General features: G+C 42.3%; 11 protein-coding genes. 5 read left to right on the top strand and 6 right to left on the bottom strand.

Annotated features, from left to right (window positions below; genetic code table 11):
- The first annotated feature begins 63 nt into the window (after nucleotides 1-63).
- Together J3P37_RS21735 and J3P37_RS21730 are read left to right on the top strand one after the other, a co-directional pair.
- On the top strand, nucleotides 64-1,425 hold the full coding sequence (locus tag J3P37_RS21735) for a polysaccharide lyase domain-containing protein (protein ID WP_256013946.1): 1,362 nt from the start codon (nucleotides 64-66) through the stop codon (nucleotides 1,423-1,425).
- A gap of 9 nt (nucleotides 1,426-1,434) precedes the next feature.
- On the top strand, nucleotides 1,435-3,162 hold the full coding sequence (locus J3P37_RS21730) for an arylsulfatase (RefSeq protein ID WP_256013943.1): 1,728 nt from the start codon (nucleotides 1,435-1,437) through the stop codon (nucleotides 3,160-3,162).
- Nucleotides 3,163-3,240: 78 nt separating this feature from the next.
- On the opposite strand, the gene J3P37_RS21725 is transcribed toward J3P37_RS21730, so the two are convergent.
- Together J3P37_RS21725 and J3P37_RS21720 are read right to left on the bottom strand one after the other, a co-directional pair.
- A complete protein-coding gene (locus tag J3P37_RS21725) occupies nucleotides 3,241-4,800 on the bottom strand; it encodes a GH39 family glycosyl hydrolase (RefSeq protein ID WP_256013941.1) in 1,560 nt (519 codons plus the stop codon).
- A gap of 3 nt (nucleotides 4,801-4,803) precedes the next feature.
- Complete coding sequence (locus J3P37_RS21720; protein ID WP_256013920.1) at nucleotides 4,804-6,009, bottom strand: glycoside hydrolase family 88 protein; 1,206 nt, start codon at nucleotides 6,007-6,009, stop codon at nucleotides 4,804-4,806.
- Nucleotides 6,010-6,444: 435 nt separating this feature from the next.
- Between J3P37_RS21720 and rbsK the strand changes: the two genes are divergently transcribed.
- The 3 genes from rbsK to J3P37_RS21705 are packed head-to-tail and all read left to right on the top strand — an operon-like array spanning nucleotide 6,445 to nucleotide 10,581.
- Nucleotides 6,445-7,344, top strand: a complete 900-nt coding sequence (rbsK, locus tag J3P37_RS21715) for a ribokinase (RefSeq protein ID WP_256013919.1) — start codon at nucleotides 6,445-6,447, stop codon at nucleotides 7,342-7,344.
- A gap of 10 nt (nucleotides 7,345-7,354) precedes the next feature.
- The gene (locus J3P37_RS21710) at nucleotides 7,355-8,353 is read left to right on the top strand and encodes a GRP family sugar transporter (protein ID WP_256013916.1); all 999 of its coding nucleotides are present in this window, start codon (nucleotides 7,355-7,357) and stop codon (nucleotides 8,351-8,353) included.
- A 5-nt stretch (nucleotides 8,354-8,358) separates the two neighbouring features.
- Nucleotides 8,359-10,581, top strand: a complete 2,223-nt coding sequence (locus J3P37_RS21705; protein WP_256013913.1) for a glycosyl hydrolase 115 family protein — start codon at nucleotides 8,359-8,361, stop codon at nucleotides 10,579-10,581.
- A 102-nt stretch (nucleotides 10,582-10,683) separates the two neighbouring features.
- On the opposite strand, the gene J3P37_RS21700 is transcribed toward J3P37_RS21705, so the two are convergent.
- The 4 genes from J3P37_RS21700 to J3P37_RS21685 form a co-directional block, all read right to left on the bottom strand.
- Entirely contained in the window at nucleotides 10,684-12,174 is a 1,491-nt protein-coding gene (locus tag J3P37_RS21700) for a hypothetical protein (RefSeq protein WP_256013911.1), read from the bottom strand.
- Nucleotides 12,175-12,190: 16 nt separating this feature from the next.
- Nucleotides 12,191-13,948 (bottom strand): endo-1,4-beta-xylanase, encoded by a 1,758-nt coding sequence (locus J3P37_RS21695; RefSeq protein ID WP_256013907.1) that lies wholly within the window; start codon nucleotides 13,946-13,948, stop codon nucleotides 12,191-12,193.
- A gap of 17 nt (nucleotides 13,949-13,965) precedes the next feature.
- Nucleotides 13,966-15,450: a hypothetical protein gene (locus tag J3P37_RS21690; RefSeq protein WP_256013904.1), complete on the bottom strand. Its 1,485-nt coding sequence runs from the start codon at nucleotides 15,448-15,450 to the stop codon at nucleotides 13,966-13,968.
- 79 nt (nucleotides 15,451-15,529) lie between these two features.
- Entirely contained in the window at nucleotides 15,530-16,978 is a 1,449-nt protein-coding gene (locus J3P37_RS21685) for a hypothetical protein (protein ID WP_256013902.1), read from the bottom strand.
- Between the last annotated feature and the right edge of the window lies 1 nt (nucleotide 16,979).

The raw sequence follows: 16,979 nt of genomic DNA, 5'->3' as shown, positions 1-16,979 counted from the left end.
TTGCACGAAAACTCTGGCTGTAATGCGAGGAGTTGGAATAACTTTATATTTCAAAAATTGAATATGAAGTTTATTTCGTGGAGCATTTTATTACTATGTCTGACAGCGTCTGCACAACTGAAAGCTGCTAACTATTATATCAACAGCCGGACGGGTTCTGATTCTAACAACGGAACAAATAAAGACCAGGCTTGGAAAAGCTTACAAAACCTGGAAGAGCATAAGTTTCTGCCAGGTGATAGTATTCTTTTTGCTAAAGGCTCTTCTTATAAGGGTGGGTTTGTTTTCAGCAGTTCGGGTACCGAAAAAGCACCGATCGTTTTTTCATCTTACAGCGTAGGCGCGGATATAATTCTTAATACTGACCGCAAAGAACTGAGTCCTTTGTTTGAAAAATATGGCGCTGGTCCTGCTCCTTCGTTCACCAACCCCGATTGGAGCGTGTTAAACGGAAATATCTTCAGAATCCTGGGAAGCTATATTGTTATCGACGGTCTTTATTTCCATGACAACACCAACCCGCCCGGCTCAGATAAAAAAACAAAAAATGTACAAAAACTGGGTGCAGTATACTTCGCCCTGGGAACTCATCATAATACGCTTAAGAACTGCGAATTTTTCCATACTCCCGTAGGAGTTAAGGTGAAAGGCAATCACAATCTGATCACCCGCAATTACTTTCGCGACGCTAATATCATGATGGCTTATTCCTGGGGGCCTATTGCCATAATGATCGTAAAAGGAGACAACGAAATATCCTGGAACAAAATTGAAAATTATGGAGCTTATGGAGGGCCCTATGGCTCGGATGGCGGCGTTATTGAATTAGACGGTGTCGACGATGACTTCCAGGCCAACAATGTCAATATCCATCATAACATTTCGATCAATAACCACGGTTTTCTTGAGATAGCAGCCAGAAACGTCGAGAATATTACAGTCGCCTACAACCTCAGTGATGATAAAAACCAGTTTATTGGAGGCGGCTCTATGAAAAATGTCCGGGTGATCAATAATACGGTGATCAGAACCCGCGAACCGAATGTAGATCGCCATGTCTTCTGGACATTTTACCCGGAAGGCAGTAGCTATGTTGTCAGGAACAACATATTTGTGATCCCAAAAGACATGAAGGTCTTTGGTCCTTATAAAAAGCCTATTGGTCACGTACGCACACCGATCGGCGAACACCCTCATGATCATAATTTATACTACTCACCTGGAAATCCGGATCCGATAGGCATTTCTGCAGGTAAAGGCGATATCATTGCAAACCCTCTTTTTGCAGATCCTGAAAACCGGAATTTCCGACTGACCAAAAAGAGCCCGGCCAGAGGTAAAGGTGCAAAGCTGGGTTATACAGTAGATATCGATAATTACCCCGTTGAATCAGGATCTCCTGATATAGGAGCCTTTCAGTTCTAAAAAACAGAAATGATGATCAAAACCTCGTGTAGAAAACTTACTTCACATAGAAAACATTCCGGGCGCTCTTCGGCTGCATCGTTTCTGCTCCTGCTAAGCTGTATAAATCCAGGCTCTAGTCAGACCGGCACGAAAAAAAGCGATTCCCGGCCCAACATTATTGTCATCATGGCCGATGATATGGGCTATTCCGATCTGGGTTGTTACGGAGGAGAGATTAATACTCCCAATCTGGATTACCTGGCAAAAGAAGGAATACGATTTTCGCAATTCTATAATACCTCAAGATGTTGCCCTACCAGGGCTTCCCTCCTCACTGGTTTATACAACCAGCAAGCGGGAATCGGAAGTATGACCAGGGATCAGAAGCTTCCCGCCTACCGGGGCTATCTCACAGAAAATACAGTGACACTTGCCGAGGTTTTAAAGCAAGCTGGCTACCATACCGGCATGGTTGGCAAATGGCATGTTTCTAATACCATTGAACAGGACGGGCCACAAGAGCAACTTAAGTGGCTAAACCATCAGAGCGAGCATCCGGCGTTTTCACCCCTATCGCAATACCCTACTAACCGGGGATTTGAAAGGTTCTATGGAACTTTATGGGGAGTGATTGATTTTTATGATCCTTTCAGTTTAGTGAATGGTACGAAGCCGGTGAAGAGGCTTCCTGTGAATTATTATCATACCGATGCCATCAATGACACTGCTGCCTCTTACGTGAAGCAGTTCAGTGCCAGCAAGGCGCCTTTTTTCCTGTATGTAGCACACAATGCTCCGCATTGGCCGGTTCAGGCTTTGCCTGAAGATATTGAGAAATATAAAAATACCTATAAAGTGGGCTGGGATGCGATCAGGAAGTCCCGCTATGAAAAGATGCTTAAACTAGGGCTTATAAATGCTGATACTCATCCTCTATCCGCTGCTTCGTATGACATTGATTGGAACAACAACCCTCATAAAGAATGGGATGCCAGGGTGATGGCTGTGCATGCTGCCATGATTGACAGGATGGATCAAGGGATTGGAAGAATCATACAAGTTCTAAAAGAGACCGGTCGCCTGGAAAACACCCTCATTGTGTTTTTAAGTGATAACGGCGCCAGTCCGGAAGAAGCGCATACCCTGATTCCCGGTTTTGACCGTCCCGGAGAAACCCGGGATGGAAAGCCGATTGTTTATCCTAAAAATAAAGAAGTTTTGCCTGGTCCGCAAACAGTATTCGCGGGCATAGGGAAAGAATGGGCGAATGTTTCAAACACACCGTTTCGTTACTGGAAAAGGGAATCGTATGAGGGAGGAGTACGAACTCCCATGATTGCTTACTGGCCAAAAGGCATAAAGGATAAGTCGGGAAATAAAGTTAGCTCGCATTTAGGACATGTAATGGATTTCATGGCTACCTTCGTTGAACTGGCGCAGACAAAGTATCCGACAACGTATCAAGGCAGAAAGATTACGCCGACTAGCGGAGTTAGTTTATTATCTGCTATAACCAGCTCCCAACAGAAGCAAGACCGCACCTTATTTAACGAGCATGCTTACAGCAGATCTGTTAGGAGCTCCGATTGGAAACTAGTAAAACTTAAACCAGAAGATCCCTGGGAACTTTACAAGGCAGGCAGTACCGAAACGGTCAATCTGGCCGCAAAGTATCCTGAAAAGGTTAAGGAGCTTGAGGTTTTGTGGAATGAATGGGCGGTAAAAAATAAGGTATTGCCGAAGCCGGGGAAGTAAGGTATTCAACGCTCTACCATGTTGGCGCATGCGTGCCGCCTGTGCCTGAGAAATTGGATTTTAAGAACAAAGCTGGTTTTACAACTTTACCAGCTTAATAAAATAAATATCATTTTCCCTCAGCTCGAAAGACTTTTTGAAAGTACCATTCTTAACAGAGACTGTACTACTACTTACAGGTACTCCTGCAGAAGCTTTCTTAAGCTCTGCCATTTGAGCCAAAGAGACATCTGAAGGGCTGCCCATCTCAATGTACTTTGTAAAAGGATCGTTTATTTTATACCCTACCTGGTAAACTTCTGCCCGGTACTGGCCTTTATCCAGGTTTTCAATTTCAAAATACACCATTTCTTTTGCACGAGAGGGCTGATCTTTAATAAAATATCCCTGGTTATATTCTTTTTCAGTGCTTGCGAAAGTATAATTCCATATTAAAGCCTGTACATTGCTGTTATTTGATTTACATATATATGAAGACGCATCCGAATTCTTTAGCTCATTCTCTCCCAACTCATTCATAAATTTATACGCATAATAAGAAGGCTTCCGGATATCCTGAAGGTTCAGCAACCCGAAACCTCCATGAAAGGGAGTTGGTCCCGGACCAGCCTCTTCGAAGATATCGGTAAAGGTCCAGTACGACATGGAATTACTGTTCGCTTGAGCCTTTTTTAGCGTATTCAAAATGTAAGTGGCATTTTGATAAGTGTCATGAATAGGATCGCGGGAAGATGGAGAAGTGTTCCATTCAGTAAAATGCAATTCTGCATCTTTAAACTTCGAGGCATTGATCTGCTCGCGCACTTTTTTAACATTTATCGCAATGGTATCCTGATTATTTTTCAATTTCTGTTTCTTAGTTCCAAGCTCATCCAGAACAGAAGTAGTTCCATAATCATGGGTACTTACAAAATCGACAGGTAAATTATTGCTCTCACAATGCGCCAGGAAATCGCCGATCCATTTTGTAGCAGAAGTAGCGGGGCCTCCTACCCTGTAATCAGCCGATACACTTTTTACCGCTTTCACTGTATGAGCATACAATTCAAAATAATCTGCCTGGGTTGCATCAAAGAAACCTCTTAGATCCGGCTCGTTCCAAACCTCAAAGTACCAGGTTTTCACTTCATCTTTGCCGTACCTGTCCTGCCAGTGAGTAACGAGCCTGCGGATAAGTTCATCCCATTCATTATAAGATTTTGGTTTAGTTACATTTCCCTTCCACCAGAATATCGTTTTTGGTCCCGAAGCCAGGGCAGCAGGCATAAAACTGAACTCTACGAAAGGCTTCATATTGATACTCAGCAAGTAATCAAACAGCTTATCGACATATTGCCAGTTATAAATAAGTTTCCCCTGTTTATCCAAAGTATAAACAGCCATATCATCATGAAGCAGGCCATGAAAGCGAATATATCTGAACCCAATATCTTTTTTAACCATTGCCAGCTGCTGTTGCCAGTCGGCCCGAAGGCCTTCGTTAGCCCTCCCTGCACCGATACACTCATTAAAAACCGTAGACTTCTTTCCGGCAACCTGGTTTACGTTTGTCTTTATAATCCTTTCAGGAAGAGATTGCGCAACAGCCGCATTACTGAACAACACAGCCAGCAATAAATAGCAACAAATTCTTTTCATAAGTTAGTTTTTTGAAGGTAGATTTTTATACCTCATCATGGCCTCTACAAAGTAGTAATCGGCGTAAGTAAGCGGTACGTCGATCTTGTTTCCTCTCGGTAAATGACTCACACTGTGTTTTAAAAGATAACCTCCGTTTTCTCCTTTTTTTGCTTTATAGATTTCGCCTGACAAGGATCGTAAAATAGTTTCTGAAGTTTCAAGATAACGCTTTGAATCTGTCGCATCGCTGTATCCGGCCAGTTCAATTAAGGCAGATGCCATAATTGCTGCGGCAGATGCATCCCGGTAAGTATTTGGGATTCCCGGGGCATTATAATCCCAGTAAGGTATCTTATCTTCCGGAAGGTTTGGATGGGAAAGCAGGAAGTTGGCAATGTTCTTTGCTTGTTGCAGATACTCTGTTTTTCCAGTCTCCCTGTACATCATGGTATAACCATACAGTCCCCATGACTGCCCCCTGGCCCAGGCTGACTCGTCGGCCGCACCCTGAACTGTCTGTCTCCGGATCACCTCCCCTGTTTCAGAATTATAGTTTACCAGGTGATAGGTACTGTAATCAGGCCTGAAATGGTTCTTCATGGTAGTATTAGCATGAGTGATGGCAATATTAGCAAAGTACGGATCTCCGCTGGCTTTGCTTGCCCAGGTAAGAAGTTCCAGGTTCATCATATTGTCAATGATCACCCTGAATTCGCCGGGTTTGGATCCCCAGGACATGGTGCAACCTACATTTGGATTAAACCGTTTTGATAAGGTAGCTGCACTGGTAAGTAAAATATCCTTGTAAGGTGCCTGAGGTTTAATGCGATTGGCGTTGCCGTAGCTGCAGAACATCATAAACCCAATATCATGCGAATTGGCAAACTTCTGTTCCTCCAGAACTTTGAGTTTGCTCATCGCCTCGTCATACAAAGCTTTGTCTTTTGTAGCTTCATAAAGATAAAGTAAAGTACCCGGGTAAAACCCCGAGATCCAGCTTTTAGGCGGGTTACTGGTCCACTGGCCTTTTTCAAACGTTTCAGGAAGGCTGTCTTCTGGAATATGCGGCATCAGGATCTTGTATTGTTTGACAGCGTCCTTTAAATTCCGGTCGATGATTTTTACCAGATCCGGTTTTGCCTTTAATTTAGTCTGCTGTTGTGCAGAACTGATACCTGGTGAAAGTAAGAGAGCGACTATTAATACAGATACAGAACAATATCTCATATAATTCGATGGTTTGTGAAAGCAGGTTGATTAGTTGGTCTGATTAGCACTATTTGCCAGATTTTAATTTATGGTTGCTGGCAAGCTAAAGTTAACAAGCCCAATATTAAAGAAAACATGATGATTACTTCATTAGTACAGGATAAATGCTTCAAAAACTATCCAGCAGGAAACTGAGCCAAACTCTTTTGTCGACACAATTATCAGGCAAACTTGTACGATATGTCTTATAGGTACACTATTTCGTAGACTATCTTTACGGTTTAGCCAATCCATTTGGTGCGAGCACATCAAAATGGGTACCAAGCGATACTCACAAGGCAATGTGAATAGTATTGTTGGGCGAATCTTAGTTAACCTTTGCGCGCAAAGTTCGAACGGTTACTGTGTAACTACGAAGCCAATTATACTTGCCTCTTTTTATTAATAAATTATATGAGTAAGATTTTAGTTATTGGCAGTTCAAATACTGACATGGTTATTTTAACCGATCGTTTTCCTAAACCTGGGGAAACCATAATTGGTGGAACTTTTTTATTAAATCCGGGGGGAAAAGGTGCAAATCAGGCCGTTGCCGCAGCCAGGTTAGGGGCACAAGTTTCTTTTATTTCCAGATTGGGAAATGATCTGTTCGGAAAAACAGCTTTAGAAGGTTTTGTTAAGGAAGGTATTGATGTGACCCAACTGATTTTTGACACCGAGAAGGCTTCAGGTACAGCGTTAATAACAGTGAACGGCGAGGGAGAGAATACAATTGTTGTTGCGCCAGGAGCGAACGATTATCTGATTCCTTCCGATTTAACAACCCTGGACGAACAGTTATCGCAATGTGAACTTTTGCTCATGCAATTGGAAATTCCCTTAGAAACGGTAATGTACGCAGCAACTCTGGCAAAACACGCAGATAAAAAGGTGATTTTGAATCCCGCCCCGGCACGTGAGCTTCCTCAATCTTTACTAGAAGGGCTTTACTTAATTACTCCTAATGAAACTGAAGCGGAAATGCTAACGGGAATTGCTGTTACTGATGAGGAAACAGCCAGCAAGGCTGCCGAAAAACTGAAAAGTCTTGGTGTAGCCAATGTCATCATTACTTTGGGCAGTAAAGGAGCCTGGGTATGCGCAGGGGTTTACAACTGTTTGGTGCCAGCTCCAAAAGTAGAAGCTATTGATACCACTGCAGCAGGCGACATTTTTAATGGTGCGTTAAGTTATAGTCTTTCTCTAACACAAGATTGGATTGCAGCCGTAGATTATGCCTGCAAAGTAGCTGCAATTTCTGTAACCCGTGTGGGTGCACAGGCTTCCGCCCCCACTGCTAAAGAACTAAATTAACTTATATTAGATGTTTATTGTAGAAACTTACACCATTGCTATTGCCTTCTGTATAATTACCATGATTTGTTGGGGATCGTGGGCAAACATGCAAAAATTAAATTCCCAATCATGGCGGTTCGAGTTGTTTTATTGGGACTATGTCATTGGAATCCTCTTCATTGCTCTAATTCTCGCCTTTACAGCAGGTAGCAGCGGTAGTTTGGGAAGACCATTTTTAGCAGACCTTGCACAAGCGGACTCAGATAATTTGGGATCTGCTATTTTAGGAGGCGTATTGTTTAATCTGGCTAATATCCTATTGGTCGCTGCCATCTCCATTGCCGGCATGTCTGTTGCCTTTCCTACGGGAATTGGTATTGCCTTAATTCTTGGCGTAATAGTCAATTATCTGGCACGGCCGGAAGGAGATCCATTGATCTTATTTTCGGGTGTATTACTAATCGCTGTTGCCATAGTGCTTAATGCCAACGCCTATAAGAGGCTAAACAAAGCTACAAGTAACTTTTCGATGAAAGGGTTAATTATAGCGATTATTGCAGGTGTTTTGCTCGGCTTTTTTTATAAGTATGTAGCAATATCCATGGCTCCAGACCCTGCTCATCCCCTAGCAGGAAAATTGACCCCTTATACTGCATTGGTATTTTTTGCAATAGGCATTTTTGCCAGCAATTTTTTCTTTAATGGTTTTATTATGTACAAGCCTATCGCAGGTGCTCCAATTAAGTGGCATGCATGGTTTAAAGGTTCATTTAAAGATCATACGATGGGAATTATCGGCGGAGCAATTTGGTGTCTAGGAATGGCTCTTAATATCCTGGCAGCTGGAAAAGCGAGTCCCGCAGTATCATACGGCCTCGGACAAGGAGCCACTGTTATCGCTGCTATATGGGGTATATTCATATGGAAAGAATTCAAAAATGCAGACCGCAGTACAAATAACCAGCTCTATGTAATGTTAGCCTTATACGTTGCTGGAATTATCTTATTAATCGCTGCACGAAATTAGATGTAATGACTGAAAAAAACAGACTCTCTCGTAAAAACTTTATCAAAAGCTGCTCTGCCACCTTAGGCTTAATTGGAATTGGCCTGCCAGACCTGTTGGCAAATCCAACTACTGAAAAGGATGAATTTTATAAAGGATTTGATCAAGCTGGTAAAATTGAGGCTTCCTCAAAAATCAGGGGTTCATGGGTGCGTAAGGGCATTGCTCAAACAGGTGATGTGGAGCTGCACAGGTGCCAGATTGTTGTGGGTAAAGAAGAAAATAGCGCAGTACAACAGGCGGCCTTATTTTTGGCAGATGATATATTTAAAATCACTGGTCACAAACCGCCGGTCAACAGTTTAAAACAGTCCGATCGGGTTAGCATTATTTTAAGCACGCTGGGCGATACCGTGCCTAAAGGCATAAAAGTTGCTGGTTTAAAAAACAAACGTGAGGCCTTCCAAATCTTTACTTCCGGAGATTCGGTATGGTTGGCCGGTGCTGATTTCAGGGGTACAGCCTTTGCAGCATACACCTTAAGCGAAAGAATCGGAATAGACCCCTTGTATTTATGGACGGGTTATGAACCCTTAAAAAACGCCTCATTAACATTAAAGAAAACAGATTACTTTGCTGATAGTCCGACGGTAAAATATCGTGGCTTTTTCCACGATGATGAGGATGTTTTACCTCGGCCATTCGATAAATATGGCTTCCCTTTACGTATCGGCGATGTGCCTTTGGTCTGGTACCAGCGCTTTTTTGAAACAGCACTACGCCTACGCATGAATATGGTGGCGCCTTACGTCAGAGTCCATAGACGCTATGAAGTTCAGAAATGCGCAAGCGACTGGGGCTTATTTTTCACCTCTCATCATTATGACATCTTACTTTCCAATCCTTTCGGAATTGAGCGTTTCCATCTGGCAGAAAGAAGGGGCGTAACAACTTCCTGGGATTGGTTTAGCAACAAAGAAAACATGATCCGGTACTGGCGTGGTGGTGTCGAGGAAAACAAGGATGTTCATGCGGTTTGGCCGGTAGGTTTACGAGGCACGGATGACCACGCTTATAAATTCCCAAAAGGTACATCTGAAAAAGAACAGGCAAAAGTTTTTAAAGATGCAATTGACGCCCAGGTAAAAACAGTTAAGGACCTCGTTCCAAGTTCCGAAAAACCAGCGTTTCACTTTACTCTATATACCGAGATGCTTGAAAAATACAGGAAACATCCCGAAGATTTTAAAGTGCCGGAAGATGTGATCTTAGTATGGCCGGATAACAATGATGGTGTGATGAGAGATCTACCTGCAGAAAAGGATAAATGGAAGCATGGCGTTTATTACCACTTAGCGTATTTTGGAGGTCCGCCAACCAAACAGGGCACCCATGTAATAACGCCGATGCGGGTAGCCGGGCAATTTAAGCGGATTGTTGATGCAGGAGCGACAGAATTTATGTTGGTAAATGTATCAGAACTTCGCGAACATGTTATGGAAGCGCGAATGATCGCTGATATCTGTTGGGATGCTAAAACGTTCTTTGATAAGCCAAAGCCAGATGTAGCTTATATAAACTGGTGGATTCATGAATATTTTGATGCCAACATTGCTGATGCAATTTTCAATGCCTATCATGATTACTATAAACTAATAAATGGGTCTGAAAAGACTTATTTTGGTGCTGAACAGTTTGAGCTTATTTTACAACAATTGCACCAAAGGCTTACCAAGAAAACCATTAAAAAATTAGATCAGGAAAAAATCGAGGAGTTAACACGGAGAGCGAAACAATATGACCTGGCTTTCGAAAATATTAGCTTTATATTGTCTAAGCTGAAAAGAGAGCAAAAACAATTCTTTTTTGAACATGTCGCATTTGGACTAAGGGTTGATCAGCGGCCGACTGAGGCTGCTTTGATCTTATTGAAGGCCATGGCAGAACCAGACGATTCAAAAGCATGGGACTTAATTGCCGAAGCTATCGTTCCATTAGAGAAATTAGAGTTGGAAATATCCCGCGCCGAAAGACCGCCTTTTGACAAATGGTATATTTCAACATGGATCCGAACACCTGTTTCCCCTTTAAATATTCATCGTTCATATACCCAGCTTAGAGAATTTATTACTACAAACGGCGCCAAAACGCCTGTTAAACCGAAGATGACCTTTGGACATAACATAGAAGGCGCTAAGCTCTGGAGTAAATTTTTAGAAGATGCTGAACAAGTAAAAGCAACTTACTAATTCTTATATATGGTTCGGGTAATAGTTTGAAATAGTTGAAGAATAATAATAAATCCCTGTAGCACACGCTGCAGGGATTTATTATTATATATATATGATTTTTTATGGATTAAGCACGATGAGCGCGACAGAATTCCCTTCCAGCTTTAAGGGTACAGATAGGTTGGCTGAATAATCAAGGGCCTGTTCTGAAGCCGTGGAAAGGGAAGTTTGCGACGGATGACTATAAATATTATTGTTCTTTGAGTCAATGTAATAAATCTTCGCATTGATCTTGTCGGGGAAGTTTTCTTTTGGAATATTATTGATTTGGACATTAATCTCCTGGTCGGGGGTAAAGTTGGTATAGTTATAATTCCATACCAAAACGGCAACTCCTTTTCCATTGCCCATTGAGGCCAATGCATTAATTCCCAATCCTTGCGCAGATAATCTGGTTGAAGTGGCCTTGACCCGAGTACCCCTGTCAGAAATTTCTCTGCCAAACATTAACATATAACCGTAAGGATTCGGATAGGCATTGTTCAAGTCTGCCAACTCGCTTTTATGGATTATCTCGCCATGGCTAATTGCCCAATTGAACACCCGGTCAACTCCACCTTCATACAGATAAAACGCTTTTGCAAGTTGTGCCGGCGCCCAGGCAGTCATTAATTGTGCCTGCACCCAGGCCGCTGGAATAAACGTCCCGCCAGACAATCCATATTCTGTTACAAAAACTTGTTTTGCTGTGAGCCCTTTTGCATTTAGGGCGGCTGTAATTTGTGGTTTAGCGGTTTCAAAAAGTTTTGGATTAGTTTGCTCCGTGTAACAGTTCATGCTAAAGAAGTCCAGCCTTTTGTTAGGATCTGTATCTGCTGCGTAAAGGGCTAAAAATTGATTAGTATAAGCTACTAGAGCAGCAAAGTTAGTAGTACTGGTAAATGCCCCGTTACTGAGCATAATTCTCTCGGAACCGGCCAAGCCTAATTCGGCATTTGCAGCATTGATGGCTTTGTAATAATCTTTATAAACCTCATAATAATCTACCGCTGTTTCCCCGTTATAGTCCGGTTCATTACCTGCCTGAATGTATTTAATTTTAGGGAATTTGTTTTTGTAATAAATGATCGTTTGCTTAATGAAATTCTGGAAAGCGACTCCCTTTCCATTTCCAGGAAGTGGAGCATTTGCAGATGGCGTATAAGCCGTTAAGGCAATTAATAGCGAGTCGGCTACAGTGGAATAATAAGCCAATGAAGTTTCGGCACCTACATTTCCACTATATTTGTAATTGTAGCCTTCATTATTTATCGTTCTCAAGGCCAGCCAGGTTCTTACAGTCTTGTGCTTCAAAGCCTGCAACCACTTTCTGGCCTGCTCTCCCGGCAGCGCAGAAGTAGTAGAATGAACGTTTGCCTGCTCAATTCTCATTACATCACCCTGTTGCTGTCCACAATCAATGGTAAGCACTGCGTTTGATACAGCTCCTCCATTGCTTCCGGTCAATGCAGGCATATCAGGTATTGCAGGTTGCGGGCTATTTTTGGCGCAACCGAGACCCAAACTAATTACCAGCGAAAGGCCCAACAAATTCTTAGTTATCTTCATCATTTATTTTTTCTTAAAGTTATTTTTTAGCGTCAAAAAGCGCTTTTTGTACGCCGTAGTAAGCTGGCTTTCTATTATAGTTTTCATCGAACAATAATGGAGCTTGTCCGAACCGCCATCCCGGATCATTATTGTCTCTAACTCCCCAAAGTGAAATAAGATCCACTCCGGCTTCGATCGCCGCTTTTACAATAGTGTAATATTCTTGTTTTTGTAATTCTGCGAGCTGAGGTGTAAACACTTGTACAGCAGAATTTACTTTGGGAGTGATCACATCTAATTCGGTAAGGTAAACGTTAACGCCCAGATCCTTAAACTTCTTAATGGTATTTTTAAATGTCTCTACTCCCCCTGGCAATAAACTCCCTAGATTGTTGTGGCATTGTATACCAACCGCATCTACGGGATACCCCTTTGCTTTTAAATGTTTTACCAACTGGTAGAACGCCTTATGTTTAGTTTGATAAGCAGATAATGGAGTATTAAACTCAAAGTTATAGTCTCTTAGTTCCAATTTTGCATTAGTGTATAACCTGCTATATTCAAAAGCTTTTCCAATAAACACAGGGTGTTTCAAATTCACTTTATCCGTTCCTGTCAAACCAGAAGCATCATCCTCCCAGCCCATATCAGCCCACTTCATATCACTAGCTGCACGATACGTACCCTCATTATTAAATACTTCATTGGCTACTCCCCAGAAACCCACTTTACTTTTATTATCGTTAGTTTCCATAAATTCCTGCACAAGACCTCTTAAGAGTACATCCATTTGAGCGGGGGTGAATGTTCCGGTTTTAAACCAATCTGGCATATAGACATTAGGTCCTACTATTAACTGCGCGAAGACCTTCTCATAGTTTGCTTTGTTAAAATTGATGACAGCATTTACATCATTGAAGTCTGAGGGAGGTGTTTGTCTCCACCTTGTTCCGCCCCAGGACGCTTGACCGAAGTTAAATTCGTTTTTACAGATTCTTGTATAGATGCCATTTGGTGATCCGTCATTCACTACCCCATGAGTTGCCGCACTTCCATAACTGATCAAACTTCCAAATAATATTCCTTTAGCTGTTGCCAATTCTTTTAAACTGGCGGTAATCACCGTCTCTGTCTTTAGATCGGCGTAAAAGGTATCTATTGCGGCCACCGGCCTGTAAGAAGTTTGATATTGAAGGGTGGTCGATAGCGCACCAGGCTTGAAATTGTCGATCCTGGTTGTGTCTTTCCCGAAGGCGACCCGGCGCTTTTTAATATTGCCATCCTTGTCGGTATAAATGATATGGGTGGCCACCTCATCAGCAGCTGGACCCCAGTAAATAGTTGCTGTACCGTTCTCGTAGTAAATATCACTAACCGGACGGTTAGCCAAACCGTGGCTAAAGTCTGCGCCCAGCACTGTACCAGGGGTCCTGATCGGACTGGACGCAATGCCGTTTGCATTATAGGTAATTATCTCAAAGTCGTAGCTTCCCTCCGACAAAGGACCGATGATGGTGCTGGTAGTATCCGGCCAGCTGCTGAGGCTAATGGGTACTTCCTTAAATTCCTTACGGTTATTCCAAAAAACCTTCGCTCGGACGATTTCCTTATTCGGAACGGCGATCAGTACTTTTATCCTGTTATTGCCAGAGAATGTATGTACCGAATCTACCTTGTTACTGTAAGTACGTGCTTCATCATCACCGAAAAGGCTGTTTTTCTTACAGGAACCGAATATGCATATTGCTATCGCAATTGGGATTAACTGTACTTTGTAGTTCTTTTTTAATTTCATCACTTTAATTTTATCAATTAGTAACCCAGTACGCCCCTCCAGGTAGTTGCAATCCTAAGCCCGTCGATCGTTGCCCCAACCTCCGTTTCTGCCTGCCGTATAGCTAAGTCATTCAAACTGGCAGGTGATAAACCTGTGGCCAGGGAAACAGCTAACGGAGCGGCTGGCTCTGCATCGGGAAAAGTTCCATCAAACACATACATTGATGAGATCTTCGAAGTGAAATCATATTTTGCCACTACCAGGTATGTAGTGTTGTATTTGTGGTTGATTGTTGCATATTGAACGCTTGCATTTTTGCCAATGCCGAATGTCAGGTTATTTGCTCCAGCATCTTTTACGTATACACGGTTAAAGAACGTACCTCCTTCACGTGTAGCAAGGAAGAACTCTCCGGTGCCGGTTTTTGATAAATTCACTAAAACAGCAACATATATAGTTCCAGCTGTTTTCTGAGGGAAGGTCCGCGCCACATCCTCCCTGGAGAACTCACCATTTTCCATCTTAACCGCTCCGCCAATATTTGAGCCAGCGTACCGGTTAAATGTCAATCCTTGCGGAATATAGGTTACCGGGATCGAGCCCGCAGCTGAATAGGCTGTCCAGTCATTTGTTAATCTGGCCAGAAAATCTGAAGTAGTTCCATAATCAAAGTTTTCGTTTAACAAGGGTACTTCGGGAGTATATTCTATTTTACCTGATACACCAACCGACACATTCGCCACACCAGTAACTGTATGCGTGATACTAGCAACTACATCTAAATTAGTTTCAAGTGCAGGATTGAACTTTACATAGACCGTCGCATTTTTATTATTGACATCTGCAGAAACGGTCGAAGTGAAATTGACGTTATCTAAGGATACCTTGAAGTGGCTTGGAGCTGCCACCGTTACGGCTCCAGGCAAGTTAAGACCTGATAGCACATATGATTTTGAAGCGGAACTTGCATTTATCGTTAAAACCCCAAAATCATCAAGTGTGCTTACCGAGGTTGAAATCGTTGACTCAATATAAAGATTGCCACGCATAGTTACTATGGTCTCAAGTTTTTCATTATTTAAAACTGCACCACCTGTTGCTGCCACAACTTTAAAAGCAATGGTTTGATCGTTATCAAAATTATGCAGGGAGGTCAACTTAAAGGAAGCCTCTTTAGTTCCTTGAGGTAGATTAATCTTTAGTTTACCATCTTTAAATGCCGGATCTAACGAGAATTGCTCAGCCCTTGCTGTGGTACCAGCATCAATTTGCTGAATAGTAATGGACCCATCTTTTTCTAGCGGACGTGCCAATGTGAGAGTAATTTCACTGGCGCCAGCTTTGTCTTTTGCAATGTAAAACACCGCCTCGCTAAAGCTCACCCTTGTAGGAATAATCATTGCTGGAAATTGTTCTTCATCAGTACAGGAAGTAACCAGCAACAGGTTCAGAATTGCAATGGCGATACTTATGCAAAAACGGGGTGCAGATTTCGTAAAAATTAATATGTTTCTATTCATCGAAAGTCAAATTGAATCGTATCTTATTCTAATTTATGCTTCAGCTCCCTGCTTTAATATCAGAGAGCTGATAGTTCACTTATAAGCCTACTGCTTCTTTCCAGGAAGTGGCAATTCTATATCCATCTATTGTTGCTTCTAATGGCGTGTTGGTACTTTGCCTGATTACAATCCTGGTCATCGATGATGGATCAGCGGCTCCGCCATTGGATGTGGCGCTTGGCACAGGAGGTTCCGCAGATGGAATTCCGGCACTTAATACATACATGGATGAATTATTTGTTGCAAATTCATATTTAGTTACTACGAGGTAAGTTTTTCCATATTCCAGATTAGTAGCAAGATATACAGGCGATGTAGATGCATTTCTGCTCAAACCGAGTGAATATTGCGCACCGCTTGCTTTAGCATAAATCCTGTTGTAATACGCAGGTGTTGTACCTGCAGCTCCATTACCCAATGAGGCAAAGAAATCGGCACTGGTAGGTGCGGACGCTATATTTATCATCTGTGCGACATAAATTACTCCACTGGTTTGTTCCGGAAAATCCAGTCCTGCGTCCTCAGATGAAGCTTTGCTATTTTGCATTACCAATGCGCCCCCTACGTTAGAGCTCGTATAACCTGTATAAGTTAAACCCGAGCTGATATATTGAATAGGGTTAGAGCCGATGCCCGAAAACCCCTTCCACGCTCCGCCGCTCGCTGTTATCAGTGCTCCAGGCGTAGTATAATTAAGGTTTTCACTTTTTAGCAATACCCCTGGTGCTGCATTACCATATTCTACGGCACTTAGGTTAATGTTCGCCACTGGTAAAGTTCCCGACACATGGGTGATGGTTCCTGATAGTGTTTGGTTTGTACCTGTATTTGCGACAGCCCGGGCATAAATACTAATGGGTGAAAGATTTGCTGTTGCAAACGGGATTGTTAGTGTTGTTGCAAAACTGACATTATCCAGAGACACTTCGAAGTTTTCAGAGGCTGTAACTACTACATCAGCGGTTAGCTTAACACTGGTTAAAACATAATTTTTTGATTCAGAAGTTGTATTTGTAGTTACACTTCCAAAAGCGATGTCTGTTTGAGAAGTCCTCAGCTCTGGATTAATAATTGGATTCCCTTTTACCGTGATCGAAGTGCTGGCATCTACATTTGCTACCGATAAGCCGCCTGCTGCAGATTCAATTTTTAATATCAGGCTGCGCTCACCATCAAAATTATTAAGTGAACTCACTTTAAACGATAACTCTGTACTTCCCTCTGGCACGTTTATGCTTAAACCTCCCGCAGGGATAGCCGGTGTAATAGTATATTCACCAGGTAAGAGGGTACTTTGGTCATCAATACTAATTTTAACTATTGCATCTTCTTCTATAGGCAAAGAAAACGGCAAGGTTACTATCAAAGGATCAAGTGTATTGTTTTCGATAGTGTAGGCATTGGACACAAATCTGACCGTGCCTACATTGCCAGGTATGGTTAGTTTGTCTTTTTGACAAGAATTAAGCCCAATTCCAATCATCATT

It is taken from the genome of Desertivirga xinjiangensis (assembly GCF_024436435.1).
Classification (GTDB): Bacteria; Bacteroidota; Bacteroidia; order Sphingobacteriales; family Sphingobacteriaceae; genus Desertivirga; species Desertivirga xinjiangensis.
The sequence above is the reverse complement of the archived record's forward strand: the minus strand, read 5'-3'. Positions and strand labels throughout refer to the sequence as shown.